Origin of the sequence: Granulicoccus phenolivorans DSM 17626 = NBRC 107789 = JCM 15570, from assembly GCF_000423085.1 — a bacterium.
Classification (GTDB): Bacteria; Actinomycetota; Actinomycetes; order Propionibacteriales; family Propionibacteriaceae; genus Granulicoccus; species Granulicoccus phenolivorans.
The window spans coordinates 1-16,648 of the sequence record NZ_AUHH01000033.1 but is presented as its reverse complement, the minus strand read 5'-3'; the positions used below and the strand labels follow the sequence as shown (position 1 = coordinate 16,648).

Below are 16,648 nucleotides of genomic sequence, written 5' to 3'. Positions count from 1 at the left end.
AGGGGGAATGATGGGCAAGAGTCCGCTGGCCGGACCCCGGCCGAACGACCGGACGGAGTTCGCGGTCCCGATCGACGAGGCCGAGGGCCCGCTGGTGATGGCCCTCGATGTGGGGTCGACCGCCTCGCGCGGCGGCCTGCACGACCTGCGCGGGGTCCCGGTGCGCGGCTTCCGGCACAAGCTGCCGCACAGCTTCACCGTCGGCGCCGACGGCTCGGCCACGATCGATGCCGAGCAGGTGACCGCCGAACTGGCGCAGATCCTCGACGTCGTGGTGACCCACCCGGCGGTCCGGGACCGGATCGTCGCGGTCGCCCTGGACACCTTCGCGACCTCGCTGGTCGGCATCGACGCCGAGGGCCGGGCCACCACCCCGTGTTTCACGTACGCCGACTCCCGCAGCGCCGACGACCTGGCCCAACTGCGGACCGAGGTCGACGAGGCCGAAGTGCAACAGCTGACCGGCGCGCGGCTGCACACCTCCTACCTGACGCCCCGGTTCCGCTGGCTGCGTCGGGCCTTCCCCGAGGAGTTCGCCCGCACGGTGCAGTGGATCTCGCTGGGGGAGTACGCCTATCGCGCGTGGCTGGGGCGGGCGTACGCCGGGACCGCGACCGCCGCGTGGACCGGGCTGCTCGATCGGCGGACCGGGCAATGGTCGGCCCGGATGCTGGAGCTGGCCCGGATCGCCCCGGAACGGCTGTCCGGAATCGGGGACGAACCTCTGCTCGGCCTGCTGAGCCAGTCGGCGCTGCGCTGGCCCGCGCTGGGGGAGGCCCGCTGGTTCGCGCCGATCGCCGACGGACTGGCCGCCAATGTCGGCTCCGGCGGGGTCGACGCGACGACGATCGTCACCTCGATGGCGACCTCCGGCGCGATGCGGGTCCTGCTGCCGCGGATGCCGGAAGTGCTGCCGACCGGGCTGTGGTGCTACCGGATCGACGACACCCGGTGCCTGCTCGGCGGTGCCCTCAACGATGTCGGCCGGGCGCTGAGCTGGGCCACGGGGACCTTCGCGCTCACCCAGGATCTGGCCACGATCGCCGAATGGGACGCCTCCGATGCCACCCCGGTGGTGCTGCCGTTCCTGTCCGGCGAGCGCTCGACCGGGTGGGCCGGGAACGCCCGGGCCCTGTTCGACGGGGTCGGCGCGGCCACCGACTCGAACAGCATGACGCGCGGGGTGTTGGAGGGCGTGATCGCGAGTTACGCCCGGGTCGGCGCCCAGCTGGAGCAGGCGGCGGGGGAGGTGACCCGGGTGGTCTGCGCCGGTCGGGTGTCCCAGGATGTGCCGGGGCTGACCCAGCTGCTCGCCGATGCGCTCGACCGCCCGGTGCTGCCGGCCACGTTCAAACGCTCGACCCTGCGCGGGACCGCCCTGCTGGCCAGTGCCGTGGTCGACCCGGCGTACAAACCGGCGCCGCCGCCGCTGCACGAGGCCCGGATCCCGGACCCGGCGCACCGCGCGCACTGGCAGCGGGTCGCCGAGCGGTCGGCGAAGCTGTACGCCGCGGCGGTCGGCTGACCGATCAGGGCCGGCGTCGGGACCGGCGGACGAACAGCTCCGGCGGGATCGCCATCACCACCACCGCCAGCAGGGCGAGGGCGGTGCCGGACAGGGTGTACGCGGTGACCCCACCACCACTGGGCATGACCAGGTCCAGCACGACCGCGCCGACCAGCTGGCCGGCGATCATCGACATTCCGGTCAGCAGGGCACCCAGGTAGCGGATCACCAGCGCACTGACTGCGATGAACACGCAGCCGGCGGTGCCGCCGAGGTACCACCACCAGTGTCCCGACAGCAGCGGCGGCCAGGTGCCCGTCGCGGGCCCGGTGATCGCGTGATAGATCAGCCAGACCACCACCAGCAGGAAGGTGCCGGCGATGAAGTTGATCAGCGTGGACGGGATCGCCGAGCGGTAGGCGACGGTCTGTCGTCCGTTCAGCGCCTGCTGGAAGGGGTTGGTCAGGCCGGCGGCGAGCGGGAACAGCAGCGGGAGCAGCAGGGCCCACGGGCTGTCCGCGGTCCGCAGGGCGGGGGTCACCGACCAGGTCACCGCCGCCAGGGTGACCAGGGCGCCGATCACCCGGATCGGGGTCGGATTGCGGCGGCCGGCGGGGCCGACCCCGAACAGGTCGACCAGGATGCCGCCGATCAGCTGGCCGGTGACCAGGGCGACGGTGAACAGGGCCAGGCCGACGATCGGGACGGTGATGGTCTGGCTGATCACCAGCAGGGCCCCGATGAAGCCGGCGCACAGCCACCACCAGCGGATCTCGCCCCGGCGCAGGGCCGGGACCACCCGGCGGATCGTGCGCCGCCCGGCCGGGGTCAGCACGGTGATCAGCACCATCACGATCAGGCCGCTGCCGAAGGAGACCACCGCGGCGCCGACCCGGTCCTGGGACTGGGCGGCCAGGTTGGCATTGACCCGGCCCTGGAACGCCATCACGCCGCCGGCGAGGACCGCCGCGACCAGGGAGAGCCACATAGTGCGCGCCGGGTGGCGGTGGGTCTGGGGGTTCGGCACAGGAAGGGAGAGTATCGGCTGGCTGCCGCTCCGACGGAATCCACGGGTCGGCGGGACTCGACGCAGGGGCGTCCGATGCGGTGGGATGGACCGGTGCTGAACTTCTCCGGAGCCCAACCCTGTCCCTGCGGATCGGGCGCTACCTTCGCCGCCTGCTGCCGGGTCCTGCTGAACGGCGAGCGGCAGGCCGCGACCGCCGAGGAGTTGATGCGCTCGCGCTACACCGCGTACGCCCTGCAGTACGGCGACTATCTGTTCCGCACCTGGCATCCGCGCACCCGGCCGGCCGAGGTGCTGCCCGCGCCGATGGCGTGGACCGGACTGATCATCCTCGACGTCGTGGACGGCGGACCCGAGGACGAGATGGGCGAGGTGGAGTTCGAGGCGGGCTACCTCGACGGGGACCGGCCGACCGTGCTGCGGGAACGGTCCCGCTTCGCCCGGCGGGCCGGTCGCTGGTTCTACCTCAATGCCGACACCCTCTCCGTCGACTGAACCGGGGCCCCGACCGGGCCCCGAGCGGCGCCCGACCGGCGCCGGGTCGGCGGCGGACCGGCGGCCGAGTCGGTCGGGAGCGACGCGCCGGGCGGGTCCGGGCGAGGATTCCCGGGGTTGGTCGGCACCGGTTAGCATGAACGACGTGAGTGCTGCACGAACCCGGCCGCTGCGGCCGACTCCGGTCGGTCGTGCCGTCGCCGCACTCCTCACCGTGGCGTTGCTGGCGGCCCTGCTGCGCCGCCTTCCGGTGGCCGTGGTGATCTGTTTCGATCCCCAGCAGCCGCTGTATTCCTGGATCCCCGGCGAACTGCCCGGGCACTGTGTCACCGCTCCCGGCACCACCATCGGCGGCACGCTGATGGTCGCCGCGACGCTGGCGGTGCAGTTGGTGGTGTTGCCGCTGCTGCTGGCCACCGCGGCCGTGCTGGCCCGCGAGGTCGGCCGGGCGCACACCCGGGTCCGGCTGCTGGTGCGCGCCCTGTGTGTCGGGCCGGTGCTGCTGGTCCTGCCCGGGCGTACCGAGTTTCCCGCCGCCGAGCCGGTCCCGGTCGGTGGGCCCCGGGCCGAGCGCCATCCGCGTCGCGGGCCCCCGGCTTACGAACTCGCCGCCTGAGCGTACGCCCGCCCCGCGTACGCCTGCTGCCGAGGCAGCCCTGCGGCCAACTCGTCGGGCACCCATCCGTCGTACGGGCTGCCAGCCCCGAACCCAAGGACCCAGCATGGCCACCAACAAGAAGTCGAACTCCGCCGACGCCTCCCGGCGCGCGGCGCTGCGGGCACAGCAGGAAGCTGCGCGGCAGAAGGAAAAGCGGAACAAGATCCTGATCCGGGTTGCCTGGGGCGTCGGCGCCGTGGCGATCATCAGCCTGATCGCGGTGATGATCTTCACCCTCACCGGGACCCGCGGCAACGGCAACACCGCCACCGTCGGAAACCGCACCCCCAGCGCGGTCAGCAATGACGGGGCGCTGGTGTTCGGCAATACCAACGCGAAGGTCACCCTGACGGTGTACTCCGACCCGATGTGCCCCTACTGCGGCCAGTTCGAGCGGGCGAACGGGGATGACATCGTCAAGGCCGTCCAGGCCGGCCGGATCCAGCTGCAGCTGCACCCGCTGGCGTTCCTGGACCAGATGTCGCGGGGCACCCAGTACTCCACCCGCGCCTCCAACGCCCTGGTCGCGGTCTCCGACGCCGACCCCGAGGCCGGCCTGCGCTTCTACCAGAGCCTGTACGCCGCCGGCACCCAGCCCGAGGAGAACAGCTCCGGCCTCACCGACGATCAGCTCGCCGATCTGGCCCGCAAGGCCGGCGCCCACGAGGATGTCGTGACGTCGCTGAAGGACCAGAACTACGCCGGCTGGGTCAAGGACCAGACCACCAAGGCCTTCGATTCCGGGATCACCGGTACGCCGACGATCCGGATCAACGGCAAGGACTTCACCGGGGACTTCCGCAGCCCCGGCGCCATCGAGCAGGCCATCACCCAGGCCGGGGCCTGATGCCGCGGAGTCTGCGCGCGCTGCGCCAGTCGCATCGGGTGATCTACATCACGATGTTGATCTCCGCGCTGCTCAGCCTGACCGCGTCGTTGGTGCTGTCCATCGACGCGATCCAGCTGGCGGCCGACCCGAACGCCGGCTTCGCCTGTGACATCAACTCGGTGATCAGTTGTGGCACGGTCGCGCGGAGTTGGCAGGCGCAGCTGCTGGGATTCCCGAACTCCTACCTGGGGTTGATGGCAGAGCCGGTGGTGATCACCATCGCGGTGGCTGCGTTGGGTGGGGTGAAGTTCCCGCGCTGGTTCATGCTGGCGGCCCAGGCGGTGTACACGATCGGGCTGGTCTTCGCCTACTGGCTGTTCTTCCAGTCCTACCTGGTGATCAACGCGCTGTGCCCCTGGTGCCTGCTGGTCACGCTGTCCACGACGCTGGTGTGGACGTCGTTGATGCATGTGAACATCCGGGACAACAACCTGTACCTGCCGCAGCGGGTGCATCGCGGGTTGAAGGCGTTCGTCGAGGCCGATCTGGATCTGCTTGTGGTGCTGGTGTGGCTGGTGTTTCTGGTCACGCTGATCGTGGTGAAATACGGACCCGCGCTGGTCGCCTGATCGCCCCGGTTGCGAGGGGGTTACTTCGCTCCAGTGCCAGGGAGCCGACATCGGTTGCCGAAATGAGCCCGATTCGGGCGTCTGAGCGCAACGAATGTCGGCTCCCTGTCACTCTGCGGAGTATCCCCTCCTTCCGGGCTCCCCGTCCGTTCGGCCGAGCGCTCTGCCGCGTTGCAACCGTCAGCCAGCGAAGCAACTTCTCCGGGAGCGAGTGCTGGTGACCTCGCTCCCCGGGATGAGCCTTCGCTCCTTGCCAACTCCCTTCGCTGCCCGGCCCGCTCGCGTCGCTCCTCGGCCCGCGTGCGTCGCTGGGCACCCCCGAAATTACTGAGGGCCCGATCCGGATCGCCGGATCGGGCCCTCAGTGCTGGAGGCGTCAGGACTGCTTGCCGTAATCCTCGCTGCTGCCGTAGTCGGTCTGCTCCCCGTAGGAGGTGGCCTCCCCATACGAGGTCTGCTCACCGTAGGACGCGGTCTCGCCGTAGGAGGTCTGCTCCCCGTAGGAGGCGGTCTCGCCCGACGGGCCGGCCTGCGGCTTGATCTCCGGCTCGACCTTGGGCGCGGCCTTCGCCTCCGGGGCTGCCTTGACCTCCGGAGCCGCCTTGGCCTCGGGCTCGACCTTGGGCGCGGCCTTCGCCTCGGGCTCCGGCTTGGGCGCGGCCTTCACCTCGGGCGCGACCTTGGCCTCCACCGGACGCTCCTCCAGCAGTACGCCGGCGGCCTGCGGCTCCAGGGCGGCGGCCTCGGCCGGGGTCAGCTGACCCCGCTGCACCGATTCGAGCAGCAGCTGGGCCACGTCCAGGACCTCGACGTTCTCCCCGATCCCCTCGGCCTGCTTGGCGGTGACCCCGTCGGAGATCATCACCCGGCAGAACGGGCAGCCGGTCGCCACCGCGGCATTCGGCTTGTCGCCGAGCACCTGCAGCGCCTCCTCGGTCCGGTTGAGGTTGATCCGGGTACCGATGGTCTCTTCCATCCACATCCGGGCCCCACCGGCGCCACAGCAGAACGACTTCTCCCGGTTGCGGTTCAGCTCGGTGAATCCGGCACCCGGGATCGCCCCGACCAGTTCCCGCGGGGCGTCGTACACCTGGTTGTGCCGACCCAGGTAGCACGGGTCGTGGTAGGTGATCGAGCGGCCGGCGACCGAGGCGTCCTGCGGGGCCACCGGGGTCAGCTGCCCGTCGCGGACCAGCCGGTTCAGCAACTGGGTGTGGTGCACCACGTCCAGTTCCAGCCCGAGCTGGCGGTACTCGTTCTTCAGCGTGTTCATGCAGTGCGGGCAGGTGGTGACGACCTTCTGGGCCTTGGCCTCGGTGAGGGTCTCCTTGTTCTCCGCGGCGAGCTGCTGGTAGACGAACTCATTGCCCGAGCGGCGGGCCGAGTCACCGGTGCAGGTCTCGTCCTTGCCGAGGATGGCGAAGGTGACCCCGGCGGTGTGCAGCAATTCGGCGACGGCCTGGGTGGTCTTCTTGGCCCGGTCTTCGAAGGCGCCGGCGCAGCCGACCCAGAACAGGTAGTCCACCGAGGTGAGGTCCTCGACGTCCTTGCCGACGATCGGGACCTCGAAGTCGAGGCCCTTGGTCCAGTCCAGCCGGCCCTTCTTGTTCAGGTTCCAGGGGTTGCCCTTGGACTCCAGGCCCTTGTACAGCTGGTTCAGCTCCGACGGGAACTCCGACTCGATCATCACCTGGAAGCGACGCATATCCATGATGTGGTCGACGTGCTCGATGTCGACCGGGCACTGCTGGACGCAGGCGCCACAGGAGGTGCACGACCACAGCACGTCGGGGTCGATCACCCCGGCCAGCCCGTCCGGGCCGATGGTGATCGGGTTGCCGTGCGCCTGCGCGACGGCGTCCGGGTTCGGCCCGACCAGAGCGCGGGCAGCCTCATTGCGGGTCTCCTCCGGCAGCGACTCGCGTACGCTCTCGGCGGCCTGCAGGTAGGGGGCCTTGGCGTACGCGTGTTCGCGCAGGCCCATCACCAGCAACTTCGGCGACAGCGGCTTGTCGGTGGCCCAGGCCGGGCACTGGGCCTGGCAGCGGCCGCACTCGGTGCAGGAGGTGAAGTCCAGCAGGCCCTTCCAGGTGAAGTTCTCGACCTTCCCGACGCCGAGCAGATCCTGGTCCTCCTCGGCCAGGTCCTCGAAGTTGTCGAAGTCGAATTCCTTGCCCCGGATGTTGATCGGCTGCAGCGCGGCCAGCGAGGTGCGGCCGTTCGCGTTGCGCTTGAACCAGATGTTCGGCCAGGCGGAGAACCGGTGCCAGGCCACGCCCATGGTCTGGTTCAGGCCGAGCACGATCATCCAGGCGAAGGAGACGATGATCTTGATCGCGGCGACCCACACGATCGCGGTGCGGATGGTGTCCTCGTTGCCGATCTGGGGGAGCAGGAACCACGACAGCGGGAACTCGCCCTTGTGGTCGGTCTCCGGATGGAGGATGGAGAGCAGCTGATACTCCAGTGCGCGCAGCGTCATGATGCAGACGCCGACGGCCAGGATGGTGAACTCCACGTACACCGCCTGCCAGGTGCGCGAGCCGAAGAAGCGGCCCTTGCCGGTCCCGACCACGACGAAGCGGTTGATGACCAGGGCGGCGATCCCGATGAAGGTCAGCCAGCCGAAGATCTCGGTCACCCAGGCGTACACCGGCCAGTGACCGATGATCGGCAGCGCGGCTTCCTGGTTGAACAGCTGCGCGACCGCGTTCGGCAGGGTCAGGAAGAGCACGATGAAGCCGAAGGCCACCATCCAGTGCGCCGCGCCGACCCAGCTGATCTGCAGCATCCGGGTGTGCCCCAGGGTCTCCTTGACCAGGGTTCCCCACCGGGATCCGGGGTTGTCCGCCCGGCCCAGAGTCGGCTGGCCGAGTTTGATGACGTTGACGATTTTCACGATGGCGCGAATGAAGAGTGCCAGGCCGACCACCATGACGGCCAGGGCAAGTATCGCGGGCACCAGATGCTGAACCGGCACCGTGCCTCCTTGAGTCGAGTTCTGTTCGGGGTCAGCATAAAGGAGGTGCCTCGGCCCGGGGACCGGTTCGCGGGGCTGATGCCGGACCGGAATCCGAACAGTCCCATAGGGTAGGGGTATAGGGTGCCCTCGGCCTGCGCCCGATCAGCGGCTGTCGGGGTAGCCCGACACCGACCGGCCGGGTTGCGGGATAGTGGTTCGGACGACTCCGCCGTTGGATGGAGGTATGACATCGATGCAGGTCACCTCCGACGATGAGCCCGCTGGCTGGCAGTCCTCTCCGCACCCGTACGCGTCCCCGGATCCGGCGCCCGGGCCGCGTCCGTACGCCTGTGCCAGCGACCCGGCCCCGGCCGGCGTCCGGCTGAACGATCCGAGCGCGGCGGCGACCGGACTGCAGCAACAGCGCCCGGGCTGGCTGCACACCCCCGAAATGCGGCGGCTGGGCCATGACACCGCCTATCTGTTTGCCGCCTGGCCGCTGGCGCTGGTCGCCTTCATCCTGGTGATCACGCTGTTCTCGACCGGGGTCAGCACGCTGATCATCTGGGTCGGGCTGCCGATTCTGGTGCTCAGCGCGCTGACCGCCCGCGGCTTCGCCACCGCCGAGCGGAAGATGCTGCGGCTGTGGCAGGATCGCCCGGCGCCGGGGGTGTACGTCGCCCGCGACGGCTCGTGGTGGCGGCGCTGGCTGGGCGTACTGAAGGATCCGCAGAGCTGGCTGGACCAACTGTGGACGGTGACCCAGTTCACGGTGTCGACGGCCACCTGGAGCATCGCGGTCACCTGGTGGGTGGGCACGCTGGGCGTGGTGCTCGGCCCACTGGCCGCGGTCATCCTCAACGCCACCCTCGGCGGCGACTACAACGGGCTGGGGGATCTGCTGAACCTGCCGGGCAGCAAGCTGTTCTGGGACGTGCTGGTGAACTTCCTGGGCGGGCTGTTCTTCGCGGTCACGCTGCGGCCGGTGCTGCGCGGATCGGCCTGGGTGCAGAGCAGTCTCTCGCATGCCCTGCTCAGTTCGCGGGCCGAGACGACCGCCCGGATCAACGAACTGCGCGACACCCGGGACGCCGCCCACCGGGCCGAGACCAGTGCCCTGCGCCGGCTGGAGCGCGACATCCACGACGGACCGCAGCAGCGACTGGTCCGGCTGAACATGGATCTGGCCCGGGCCCGGCGGCTCGCGGCCACCGATCCGGAGCGGGCGCAGATGATCCTGGCCGAGGCGATGGAGCAGAGCCAGGACACCCTGGCCGAACTGCGGCAGTTGTCGCGGGGGATCGCCCCGCCGATCCTGGTCGACCGGGGTCTGGCCGCCGCGATCGGGGAGGCGGCAGCCCGCTCCAGTACCCCGGTCGTGGTGCAGGCCGACCTGCCCCGGGAGATCCCCGACCAGGCGGCGACCGCGGCGTACTTCACCGTGGCCGAGGCGCTGACCAACCTGAACAAGCACGCCCGGGCCGGCCAGGCCGAGGTGTACGCCGGGGTGCAGGACGGGTGGCTGTTCGTCACGATCAGCGATGACGGGATCGGTGGGGCCGCCCTGGACAAGGGGCACGGGCTGGCCGGGCTGGCCGAGCGGTTGCGCGGGGTGGCCGGCCGCCTCGATGTGGAGTCCCCGGTCGGCGGACCGACGGTGGTCCAGGCCGCGATCCCGTTGGCCGGGTGATCCTCGGTAGCGTGGAGGTCATGCGGATACTGCTGGCCGACGACTCGGTGCTGTTGCGGGAGGGGCTGCGGTTGATCCTCACCGACGCCGGACATGAGGTGGTCGATCAGGTCGGCAACGGGGAGCTGATGGTCGCCCGGGCGCTGGCGCTGCGGCCGGATCTGGTCATCTCCGACATCCGGATGCCGCCCTCGCACACCGACGAGGGGTTGCGCGCCGGCGTACGGCTGCGGGCGGAGTGGCCGCAGGCCCCGATCATGTTGCTGAGTCAGTACATTGTCGTGTCGTACGCCGAGGAACTGCTCGCCTCCGGGCAGGGCGGGATCGGCTACCTGTTGAAGGATCGGGTCTCCGACATCGACACCTTCCTCGATGCGGTCGACCGGGTGGCCGTCGGTGGGATGGTGCTCGACCCCGAGGTGGTGGCCCAGTGGATGGGCAGGCGCCGGGTCCAGGATCCGTTGGGACAGCTCACCGCGCGGGAGCGGGAGGTGATGGAGTTGATGGCCCAGGGGCACACCAACGCCGGGATCGCCCGGGCCATGGTGGTCACCGAGGGGGCGGTGGAGAAGCACACCCAGCGGATCTTCGCCAAGCTCGGCCTGCGCGGCGACCAGGAGGTGCATCGCCGGGTGACTGCGGTGCTGGCATTTCTGCAGGGCTGACGGGATCGGTTGCGGCGACTCTGACGGGAGTTGTTTGCGTAACGGAGAGACAGACAGTCCCTGCGGATGGTTCGGGGCACTGGATGCGGGACGTCATGCGCAGCCCAGAAGACTCGCTCGACCCCGAGGTAAATGCCTTGTCAAGTGGTCTATTCTTCGTCCGAGCGGAGGTGTCTCCCGGCCGGGCGGTACGTGGGCGGAGGTGTGTGGCTCTTCTCCACTTCTGGATCATCCCCGCTCGTGCGGGCAGCACATCGCGATCACGGTCGGCAGGCAGTTCTGCGTGGGATCATTGTCGACGGCGCTTGAAAACTGGTCAGTTTCGGCGGCGTTACTGTCTACTCTTCAACCGCCGTCGACAACCAAGCCGGCCCGGGGATCATCCCGCTCGCGCGGGGAGCACTCAGGCAAACTGAGCGGCGACATGCACGAACGGGGATCATCCCCGCTCGCGCAGGGAGCAGTTCCCCCGGAACATGGGCACCTCGGTGTATGCGGGATCGTCACCGCTCGCGCGGGGAGCACGTGATACCGGACCAGTCCACCGAAGTGGTCTGCGGATCATCCCCGCTCGCGCGGGGAGCACCCGGTGGAATCCTTGAGGGTCCGGAGCTTCCAGGGATCATCCCCGCTCGCGCGGGGAGCACGCCGACAGTTGCCCGAGCGCGTACGCTTTGGGGGATCATCCCCGCTCGCGCGGGGAGCACGCGGATGGTGATCAGGTTGCCCTGCTTGATGCCGGATCATCCCCGCTCGCGCGGGGAGCACTGCACGCCGATGATCACGGCGGCTTGGGAGATGGGATCATCCCCGCTCGCGCGGGGAGCACCCCTCACGGGGTGGGTCGGGGGCCTCTTTTGCGGGATCATCCCCGCTCGCGCGGGGAGCACTCGATCAGGTCCCGCTCAATGAGCGGAATCGTGAGGATCATCCCCGCTCGCGCGGGGAGCACTGCCGCCCATTTAACGCTATGTAGTTTCCAAGAGGATCATCCCCGCTCGCGCGGGGAGCACTTGATCTGCTCCAGCTCTACTGCCCCGCCGACCGGATCATCCCCGCTCGCGCGGGGAGCACGGTCATGAGATTCTCCTCTGTTCGCTGGGGGTGGGATCATCCCCGCTCGCGCGGGGAGCACGCTTCGGTTGCTATGTCAACCGCTTTAGGTGGATCATCCCCGCTCGCGCGGGGAGCACTCTCGTCGGTCGTGTAGTCCGGCTGCATCGAGCGGATCATCCCCGCTCGCGCGGGGAGCACGCACGGCCGGACAGGTGCCTACTGCGGCCCTGTCCGGATCATCCCCGCTCGCGCGGGGAGCACTCCGCGTACGACTCGCAGACGGGGTATCACGCGGGATCATCCCCGCTCGCGCGGGGAGCACCCTCGGCAGCGGCATCATCAACCTGCTGATCAAGGATCATCCCCGCTCGCGCGGGGAGCACAGCAGCCTGTGACCACCCGCCCGGCCGTCTATAGGATCATCCCCGCTCGCGCGGGGAGCACCGACCAGATCGGACAGGGATTTGTAGGCAAGTGCGGATCATCCCCGCTCGCGCGGGGAGCACCGCACCCAAGCCGGGGCGGTGCATCAGATCACGGGATCATCCCCGCTCGCGCGGGGAGCACAACCGGGGACTCATCAAGCAGTGCATCGACTTCGGATCATCCCCGCTCGCGCGGGGAGCACTACCGGGAACGGGTAGTCTCCCTGGTCCCACCAGGATCATCCCCGCTCGCGCGGGGAGCACATCACCGCCCCCCGACCGCTCGCCGATGTCCTGGGATCATCCCCGCTCGCGCGGGGAGCACCGCCCCACTGGCCGGATGCACCCATGCTCGCTCCGGATCATCCCCGCTCGCGCGGGGAGCACTCCCGGAGGGTCACGACCTCCATATGCTCCGGCGGATCATCCCCGCTCGCGCGGGGAGCACCTACCCCGAGGGTGGCCGCTGGATTCAGGTCGAGGATCATCCCCGCTCGCGCGGGGAGCACGGACCACCGCCTGTCCGGTGATCTGCGGGGTCAGGGATCATCCCCGCTCGCGCGGGGAGCACGCCACATCCTTGAACATGCCCTCGCCCGGGATCGGATCATCCCCGCTCGCGCGGGGAGCACGCTGGCCGAGAGCACCGAAGAGATCCGGATCGCGGATCATCCCCGCTCGCGCGGGGAGCACCCGGTGTCGCCGTGGAGGATGGTCCATCCGGTGGGATCATCCCCGCTCGCGCGGGGAGCACGTCACGGCGTGACGCGTCCGTGACGCGCTTCTCGGATCATCCCCGCTCGCGCGGGGAGCACGTAGCCCGCCAGATGCTCGGGGACCTCTACCTCGGATCATCCCCGCTCGCGCGGGGAGCACCGATGGTTGAGGTTGAGTTTCAGGCGGAGGGGAGGATCATCCCCGCTCGCGCGGGGAGCACATGAACTCCGCGGGCGACAACGCCTCCCGCAGAGGATCATCCCCGCTCGCGCGGGGAGCACTTGCGTGACCGCGCGAATGAGCTGGGCGGAGAGAGGATCATCCCCGCTCGCGCGGGGAGCACGGCCGCGCTCCTGGTCCGGGTGATCGTGACTGCGGATCATCCCCGCTCGCGCGGGGAGCACGGCACCGGCTACCCGGACGCCTACTTTGACGGGGGATCATCCCCGCTCGCGCGGGGAGCACCCGGCAGGCTGGGGCAGTCCGACCATGCATCAGGGATCATCCCCGCTCGCGCGGGGAGCACTCGTCAGTGGTTGCCATGCTGATCTCCTTGGTGGGATCATCCCCGCTCGCGCGGGGAGCACTGGTCCCCGACCGCGTATCCGGCGGGGTGGGAGGGATCATCCCCGCTCGCGCGGGGAGCACGCCTGTGACGTGCGACGGCAGGCCGCCGAGTGGGGATCATCCCCGCTCGCGCGGGGAGCACTGAGAAAGTGCGTCCACCAGCGGCCGGGCAGAGGGATCATCCCCGCTCGCGCGGGGAGCACGCCTGTGACGTGCGACGGCAGGCCGCCGAGTGGGGATCATCCCCGCTCGCGCGGGGAGCACTGAGAAAGTGCGTCCACCAGCGGCCGGGCAGAGGGATCATCCCCGCTCGCGCGGGGAGCACACCTGTTTGAGCGCAGTCTGACCGGCCACCGAAGGATCATCCCCGCTCGCGCGGGGAGCACTGCGATCGTGTCGAACACCGGTTACCCCAGCAAGGATCATCCCCGCTCGCGCGGGGAGCACTCGGTCGGCTCGGACCGGAAGGTGCCCGCGAACGGATCATCCCCGCTCGCGCGGGGAGCACCGGACGATCTACACGTCCGGGTCGGGCGTAGGGGGATCATCCCCGCTCGCGCGGGGAGCACTGCCCGGAGCTGCGCCGGACCTCTCCCGCGACCGGATCATTGTCGACGGCGCTTGAAACTGAGGCCGAACCGACGGTTGAAAACGAGGCCACCGGTTCGTGTTGTTCCTAGTCTGCCGTGTCTTGCGTCTTGATGCTGGGCAGGGTTTCGATTCCGCGGTTGCGTAGTCGGTAACTGGCGCCTTTGAGGGTGAGGACGTCGGCGTGGTGGACGACGCGGTCGATCATCGCGGCAGCGACGGCCTGGTCACCGAAGACACCACCCCAGCCGCTGAAGGGCAGGTTGGAGGTAAGGATCAGCGAAGCGTGCTCGTAACGGCTGCTGACCAGCTGGAAGAAGAGGTTCGCAGCGTCTTGGTCGAAGGGCAGGTAGCCGACCTCGTCGACGATGATCAGTCCGTAGCGTCGTAGCCGGGTCAGCTCGAGCGGGAGTCGGCCGGCGCGGTGGGCGTCGGTGAGCCGGGTGACCCACTCGGTCGCGGTAGCGAACAGGATCCGGTGGCCGTGGTTGGCTGCCGCGATCCCCAGCCCGGTGGCCAGGTGCGTCTTCCCGGTGCCGGGCGGGCCGAGCAACACGACGTTACGGGCTTCGGTAAGGAACCCGCCCGAGGCCAGCGCAGCGATCTGTTGACGAACGGCGGGTTGAGCATCCCAGTCGAATTCCTCGATCGTCTTCCTCGCGGGGAATCCCGCGGCCCGGATCCGTAACTGTGCTCCGGAGGCGTTGCGTGCGGCGACTTCACGGTCGAGGACCGCGGCCAAGTACTCCTCGTAGGTCCAGCCCGCGTCACGGGCGTGGTCGGCCAGCCGGGCAGCAGCTTCGGTGATCCGGGGTGCCTTCAACGCGCTGGCCAGGTAGGTCAACTGCTTGAGCGCCTCGCTGGCCTCGTTCTTCTTCGTGGCCATCAGGCCACCTCCCCATCCCGAAGGCCAGCAACAGCACCGGCACCAAGGCCAGCAACTGTGCCGTCACCAGGGTCCGCAGCTGCGGCGTTGCCGAGGCCGCCGTTGAGCAGGCCGAAAGCGCGGTCGTAGTCGGCCAGGTCCCGGTCGAATGCCTCCCCGGGATCTGCGGCGGGTCGGGGCCGTTGGAAATGTTCCCGCAACGCCTTCGCAGCTGTGACGTGGGCGGGGTCGGTGACCGTCATCCCGCGGGCCCAGACCCGGTCATGGGCCGCGACCCGGCGCCCGTCGTGACGGACCACGACCCGGGACAGATCAGCGCGGACCTCGACGAACCTGCCGATCACGTTCGGATCAACGGAGTAGTCATTGCTGTCAACGCGGACGTAGTAGTCGCGTCCGAGCCGGACCCGGTTGACCCAGCCGATCACCGGCGCCACCGGTGGCAGCGGCAACATCGCTGCTCGGTCGGCATCGAGCAGATCGACCGGTCGAGCCTTGATCGTGCGCACCACCCTGGCGTTCGCGGTCTCCAACCACTCGGTGAGCTGGGCGTTGAAGTCAGCTGCAGACGCGAACGAGCGGCCGGGCATGAAAGAGGTCTCGAGGAACCCGTTCCTGCGTTCAACGACTCCCTTGGACTCAGGGTCGTAGGGCTTGAGCCGCACCAACGTCGTTGCCAGCGTCCCGGTGAACGCGCCGATCCCTTCGGCGTTGCGTTTACCGCGGCCGATGCCGGCCTCGTTGTCCCAGATCAACCTGCGTGGCACCCGACCCAGCTGCTGCAGCAGTTCCCACATCCCCAGCAGCAGGTCCTGGGTGTGTCGGGTCGGGATCATCCTGGCGACCATGAACCGCGAGTGCGCCGCGGTGATCACCATGACCGGTAACAGGCTCGTGGTGCCGTCCTCCAAGGGGATCTTTTTCGGCGGGAACCACAGATCGCACTGCGCAGCGTCCCCGGGCAACCACGTCAACCGATCCGAGGGATCGATCGGCCTGTGTTCGGGCCGCAGCCGTCGCACATGCGCGCGGAACCAGGTGATCGACCCCTCCCAGCCGACCCGTTCGGCGAGCACTGTGGCCGGCATGCTCGGAGTGTCGGTCAGCAACTGCCGCACCGCCGGTTCGAACGACGTGAACGATGTCGGCACCGCCGGCCGCTCGTACTTCGGCGGACGATCCGACGCGACCGCCCGCGCTACCGTTGACCGCCCGATACCCAGGTCCCGAGCGACCTGACGCTGCGGCACACCATCGGCAACCAGCCGCCTGATCAGAGCCCAATCCTCCACAGAGATCACCCAACCAATCTGTCTGGGTGGCCTCGTTTTCGACTGCCGCTATGGCCTCATTTTGGAGTGCCGTCGACAATCATCCCCGCTCGCGCGGGGAGCACGCTCGGGCAATCCGTCCGGGTACACGCGCGGGGGGATCATCCCCGCTCGCGCGGGGAGCACGCGTTCCCGGGCGGGCATGCGGGTCTGGAGTCCGGATCATCCCGCTCGCGCGGGGAGCACGCCGGAGCGGTTTTTTCGGGCCTGTGGGGGATGGGATCATCCCCGCTCGCGCGGGGAGCACGACGGCGAAGACGGCAAGGGAGTTGGTGGAGGAGGATCATCCCCGCTCGCGCGGGGAGCACCTGACAATCGAGGTGGACGTGTGAGGACCTTCGGGATCATCCCCGCTCGCGCGGGGAGCACTGCGGGCACTCATCGCCGAGGTCGGGGCTGAGGGGATCATCCCCGCTCGCGCGGGGAGCACCAGGACGAGATCAGCCGCAGCCGCCTCTTGATGGGATCATCCCCGCTCGCGCGGGGAGCACGCAGACGCCCTACCGGAGGGGTCGAGCGCCTACGGATCATCCCCGCTCGCGCGGGGAGCACACCGTCCGCGCCGTCGTGAGCGGCGTCGAGGTCGGATCATCCCCGCTCGCGCGGGGAGCACAAG

Annotated in this window: 10 protein-coding genes, 1 pseudogene and 2 CRISPR repeat arrays; of the genes and pseudogenes, 7 read left to right on the top strand and 4 right to left on the bottom strand. The window is 69.4% G+C overall.

Features of this window, described 5'->3' with window-relative positions:
• Positions 1-10 precede the first annotated feature (10 nt).
• Positions 11-1,525 carry a gluconokinase gene (locus tag G531_RS0113255; RefSeq protein WP_035758915.1) on the top strand — a complete coding sequence of 505 codons (1,515 nt, stop codon included), beginning with the start codon at positions 11-13 and terminating at the stop codon, positions 1,523-1,525.
• A gap of 4 nt (positions 1,526-1,529) precedes the next feature.
• On the opposite strand, the gene G531_RS0113250 is transcribed toward G531_RS0113255, so the two are convergent.
• Positions 1,530-2,534 (bottom strand): DMT family transporter, encoded by a 1,005-nt coding sequence (locus tag G531_RS0113250; RefSeq protein WP_211221853.1) that lies wholly within the window; start codon positions 2,532-2,534, stop codon positions 1,530-1,532.
• Positions 2,535-2,609: 75 nt separating this feature from the next.
• Here G531_RS0113250 and G531_RS0113245 point away from each other — a divergent pair, with 75 nt between their 5' ends.
• The 4 genes from G531_RS0113245 (at position 2,610) to G531_RS0113230 (ending at position 5,145) form a co-directional block, all read left to right on the top strand.
• Positions 2,610-3,029: a YchJ family protein gene (locus tag G531_RS0113245; protein WP_051215468.1), complete on the top strand. Its 420-nt coding sequence runs from the start codon at positions 2,610-2,612 to the stop codon at positions 3,027-3,029.
• 145 nt (positions 3,030-3,174) lie between these two features.
• The gene (locus tag G531_RS0113240; protein ID WP_145978645.1) at positions 3,175-3,645 is read left to right on the top strand and encodes a hypothetical protein; all 471 of its coding nucleotides are present in this window, start codon (positions 3,175-3,177) and stop codon (positions 3,643-3,645) included.
• Positions 3,646-3,751: 106 nt separating this feature from the next.
• A complete protein-coding gene (locus G531_RS22485) occupies positions 3,752-4,534 on the top strand; it encodes a DsbA family protein (RefSeq protein WP_035758897.1) in 783 nt (260 codons plus the stop codon).
• Entirely contained in the window at positions 4,534-5,145 is a 612-nt protein-coding gene (locus tag G531_RS0113230) for a vitamin K epoxide reductase family protein (RefSeq protein ID WP_051215467.1), read from the top strand. Before G531_RS22485 ends, G531_RS0113230 begins: the two co-directional genes overlap by 1 nt.
• 376 nt (positions 5,146-5,521) lie before the next feature.
• Here G531_RS0113230 and G531_RS22480 read toward each other — a convergent pair whose 3' ends face one another.
• Positions 5,522-8,125: a heterodisulfide reductase-related iron-sulfur binding cluster gene (locus tag G531_RS22480; RefSeq protein ID WP_245630461.1), complete on the bottom strand. Its 2,604-nt coding sequence runs from the start codon at positions 8,123-8,125 to the stop codon at positions 5,522-5,524.
• A 226-nt stretch (positions 8,126-8,351) separates the two neighbouring features.
• On the opposite strand from G531_RS22480, the gene G531_RS0113220 reads away from it, so the two are divergent.
• On the top strand, positions 8,352-9,797 hold the full coding sequence (locus tag G531_RS0113220; RefSeq protein ID WP_211221852.1) for a sensor histidine kinase: 1,446 nt from the start codon (positions 8,352-8,354) through the stop codon (positions 9,795-9,797).
• Positions 9,798-9,817: 20 nt separating this feature from the next.
• Positions 9,818-10,462 (top strand): response regulator, encoded by a 645-nt coding sequence (locus G531_RS0113215; protein WP_026927626.1) that lies wholly within the window; start codon positions 9,818-9,820, stop codon positions 10,460-10,462.
• 436 nt (positions 10,463-10,898) lie between these two features.
• Positions 10,899-13,796: a CRISPR direct-repeat array (repeat unit 28 nt; unit sequence GGATCATCCCCGCTCGCGCGGGGAGCAC).
• A gap of 107 nt (positions 13,797-13,903) precedes the next feature.
• Here G531_RS0113215 and istB read toward each other — a convergent pair.
• On the bottom strand, positions 13,904-14,701 hold the full coding sequence (istB, locus tag G531_RS0113210; protein WP_026927625.1) for an IS21-like element helper ATPase IstB: 798 nt from the start codon (positions 14,699-14,701) through the stop codon (positions 13,904-13,906).
• 89 nt (positions 14,702-14,790) lie between these two features.
• A pseudogene (istA, locus tag G531_RS22475) lies at positions 14,791-16,002 on the bottom strand (IS21 family transposase); the annotation flags it as partial.
• A 248-nt stretch (positions 16,003-16,250) separates the two neighbouring features.
• Positions 16,251-16,645: direct repeats of the CRISPR family, unit length 28 nt; unit sequence GGATCATCCCCGCTCGCGCGGGGAGCAC.
• Positions 16,646-16,648: the final 3 nt, after the last annotated feature.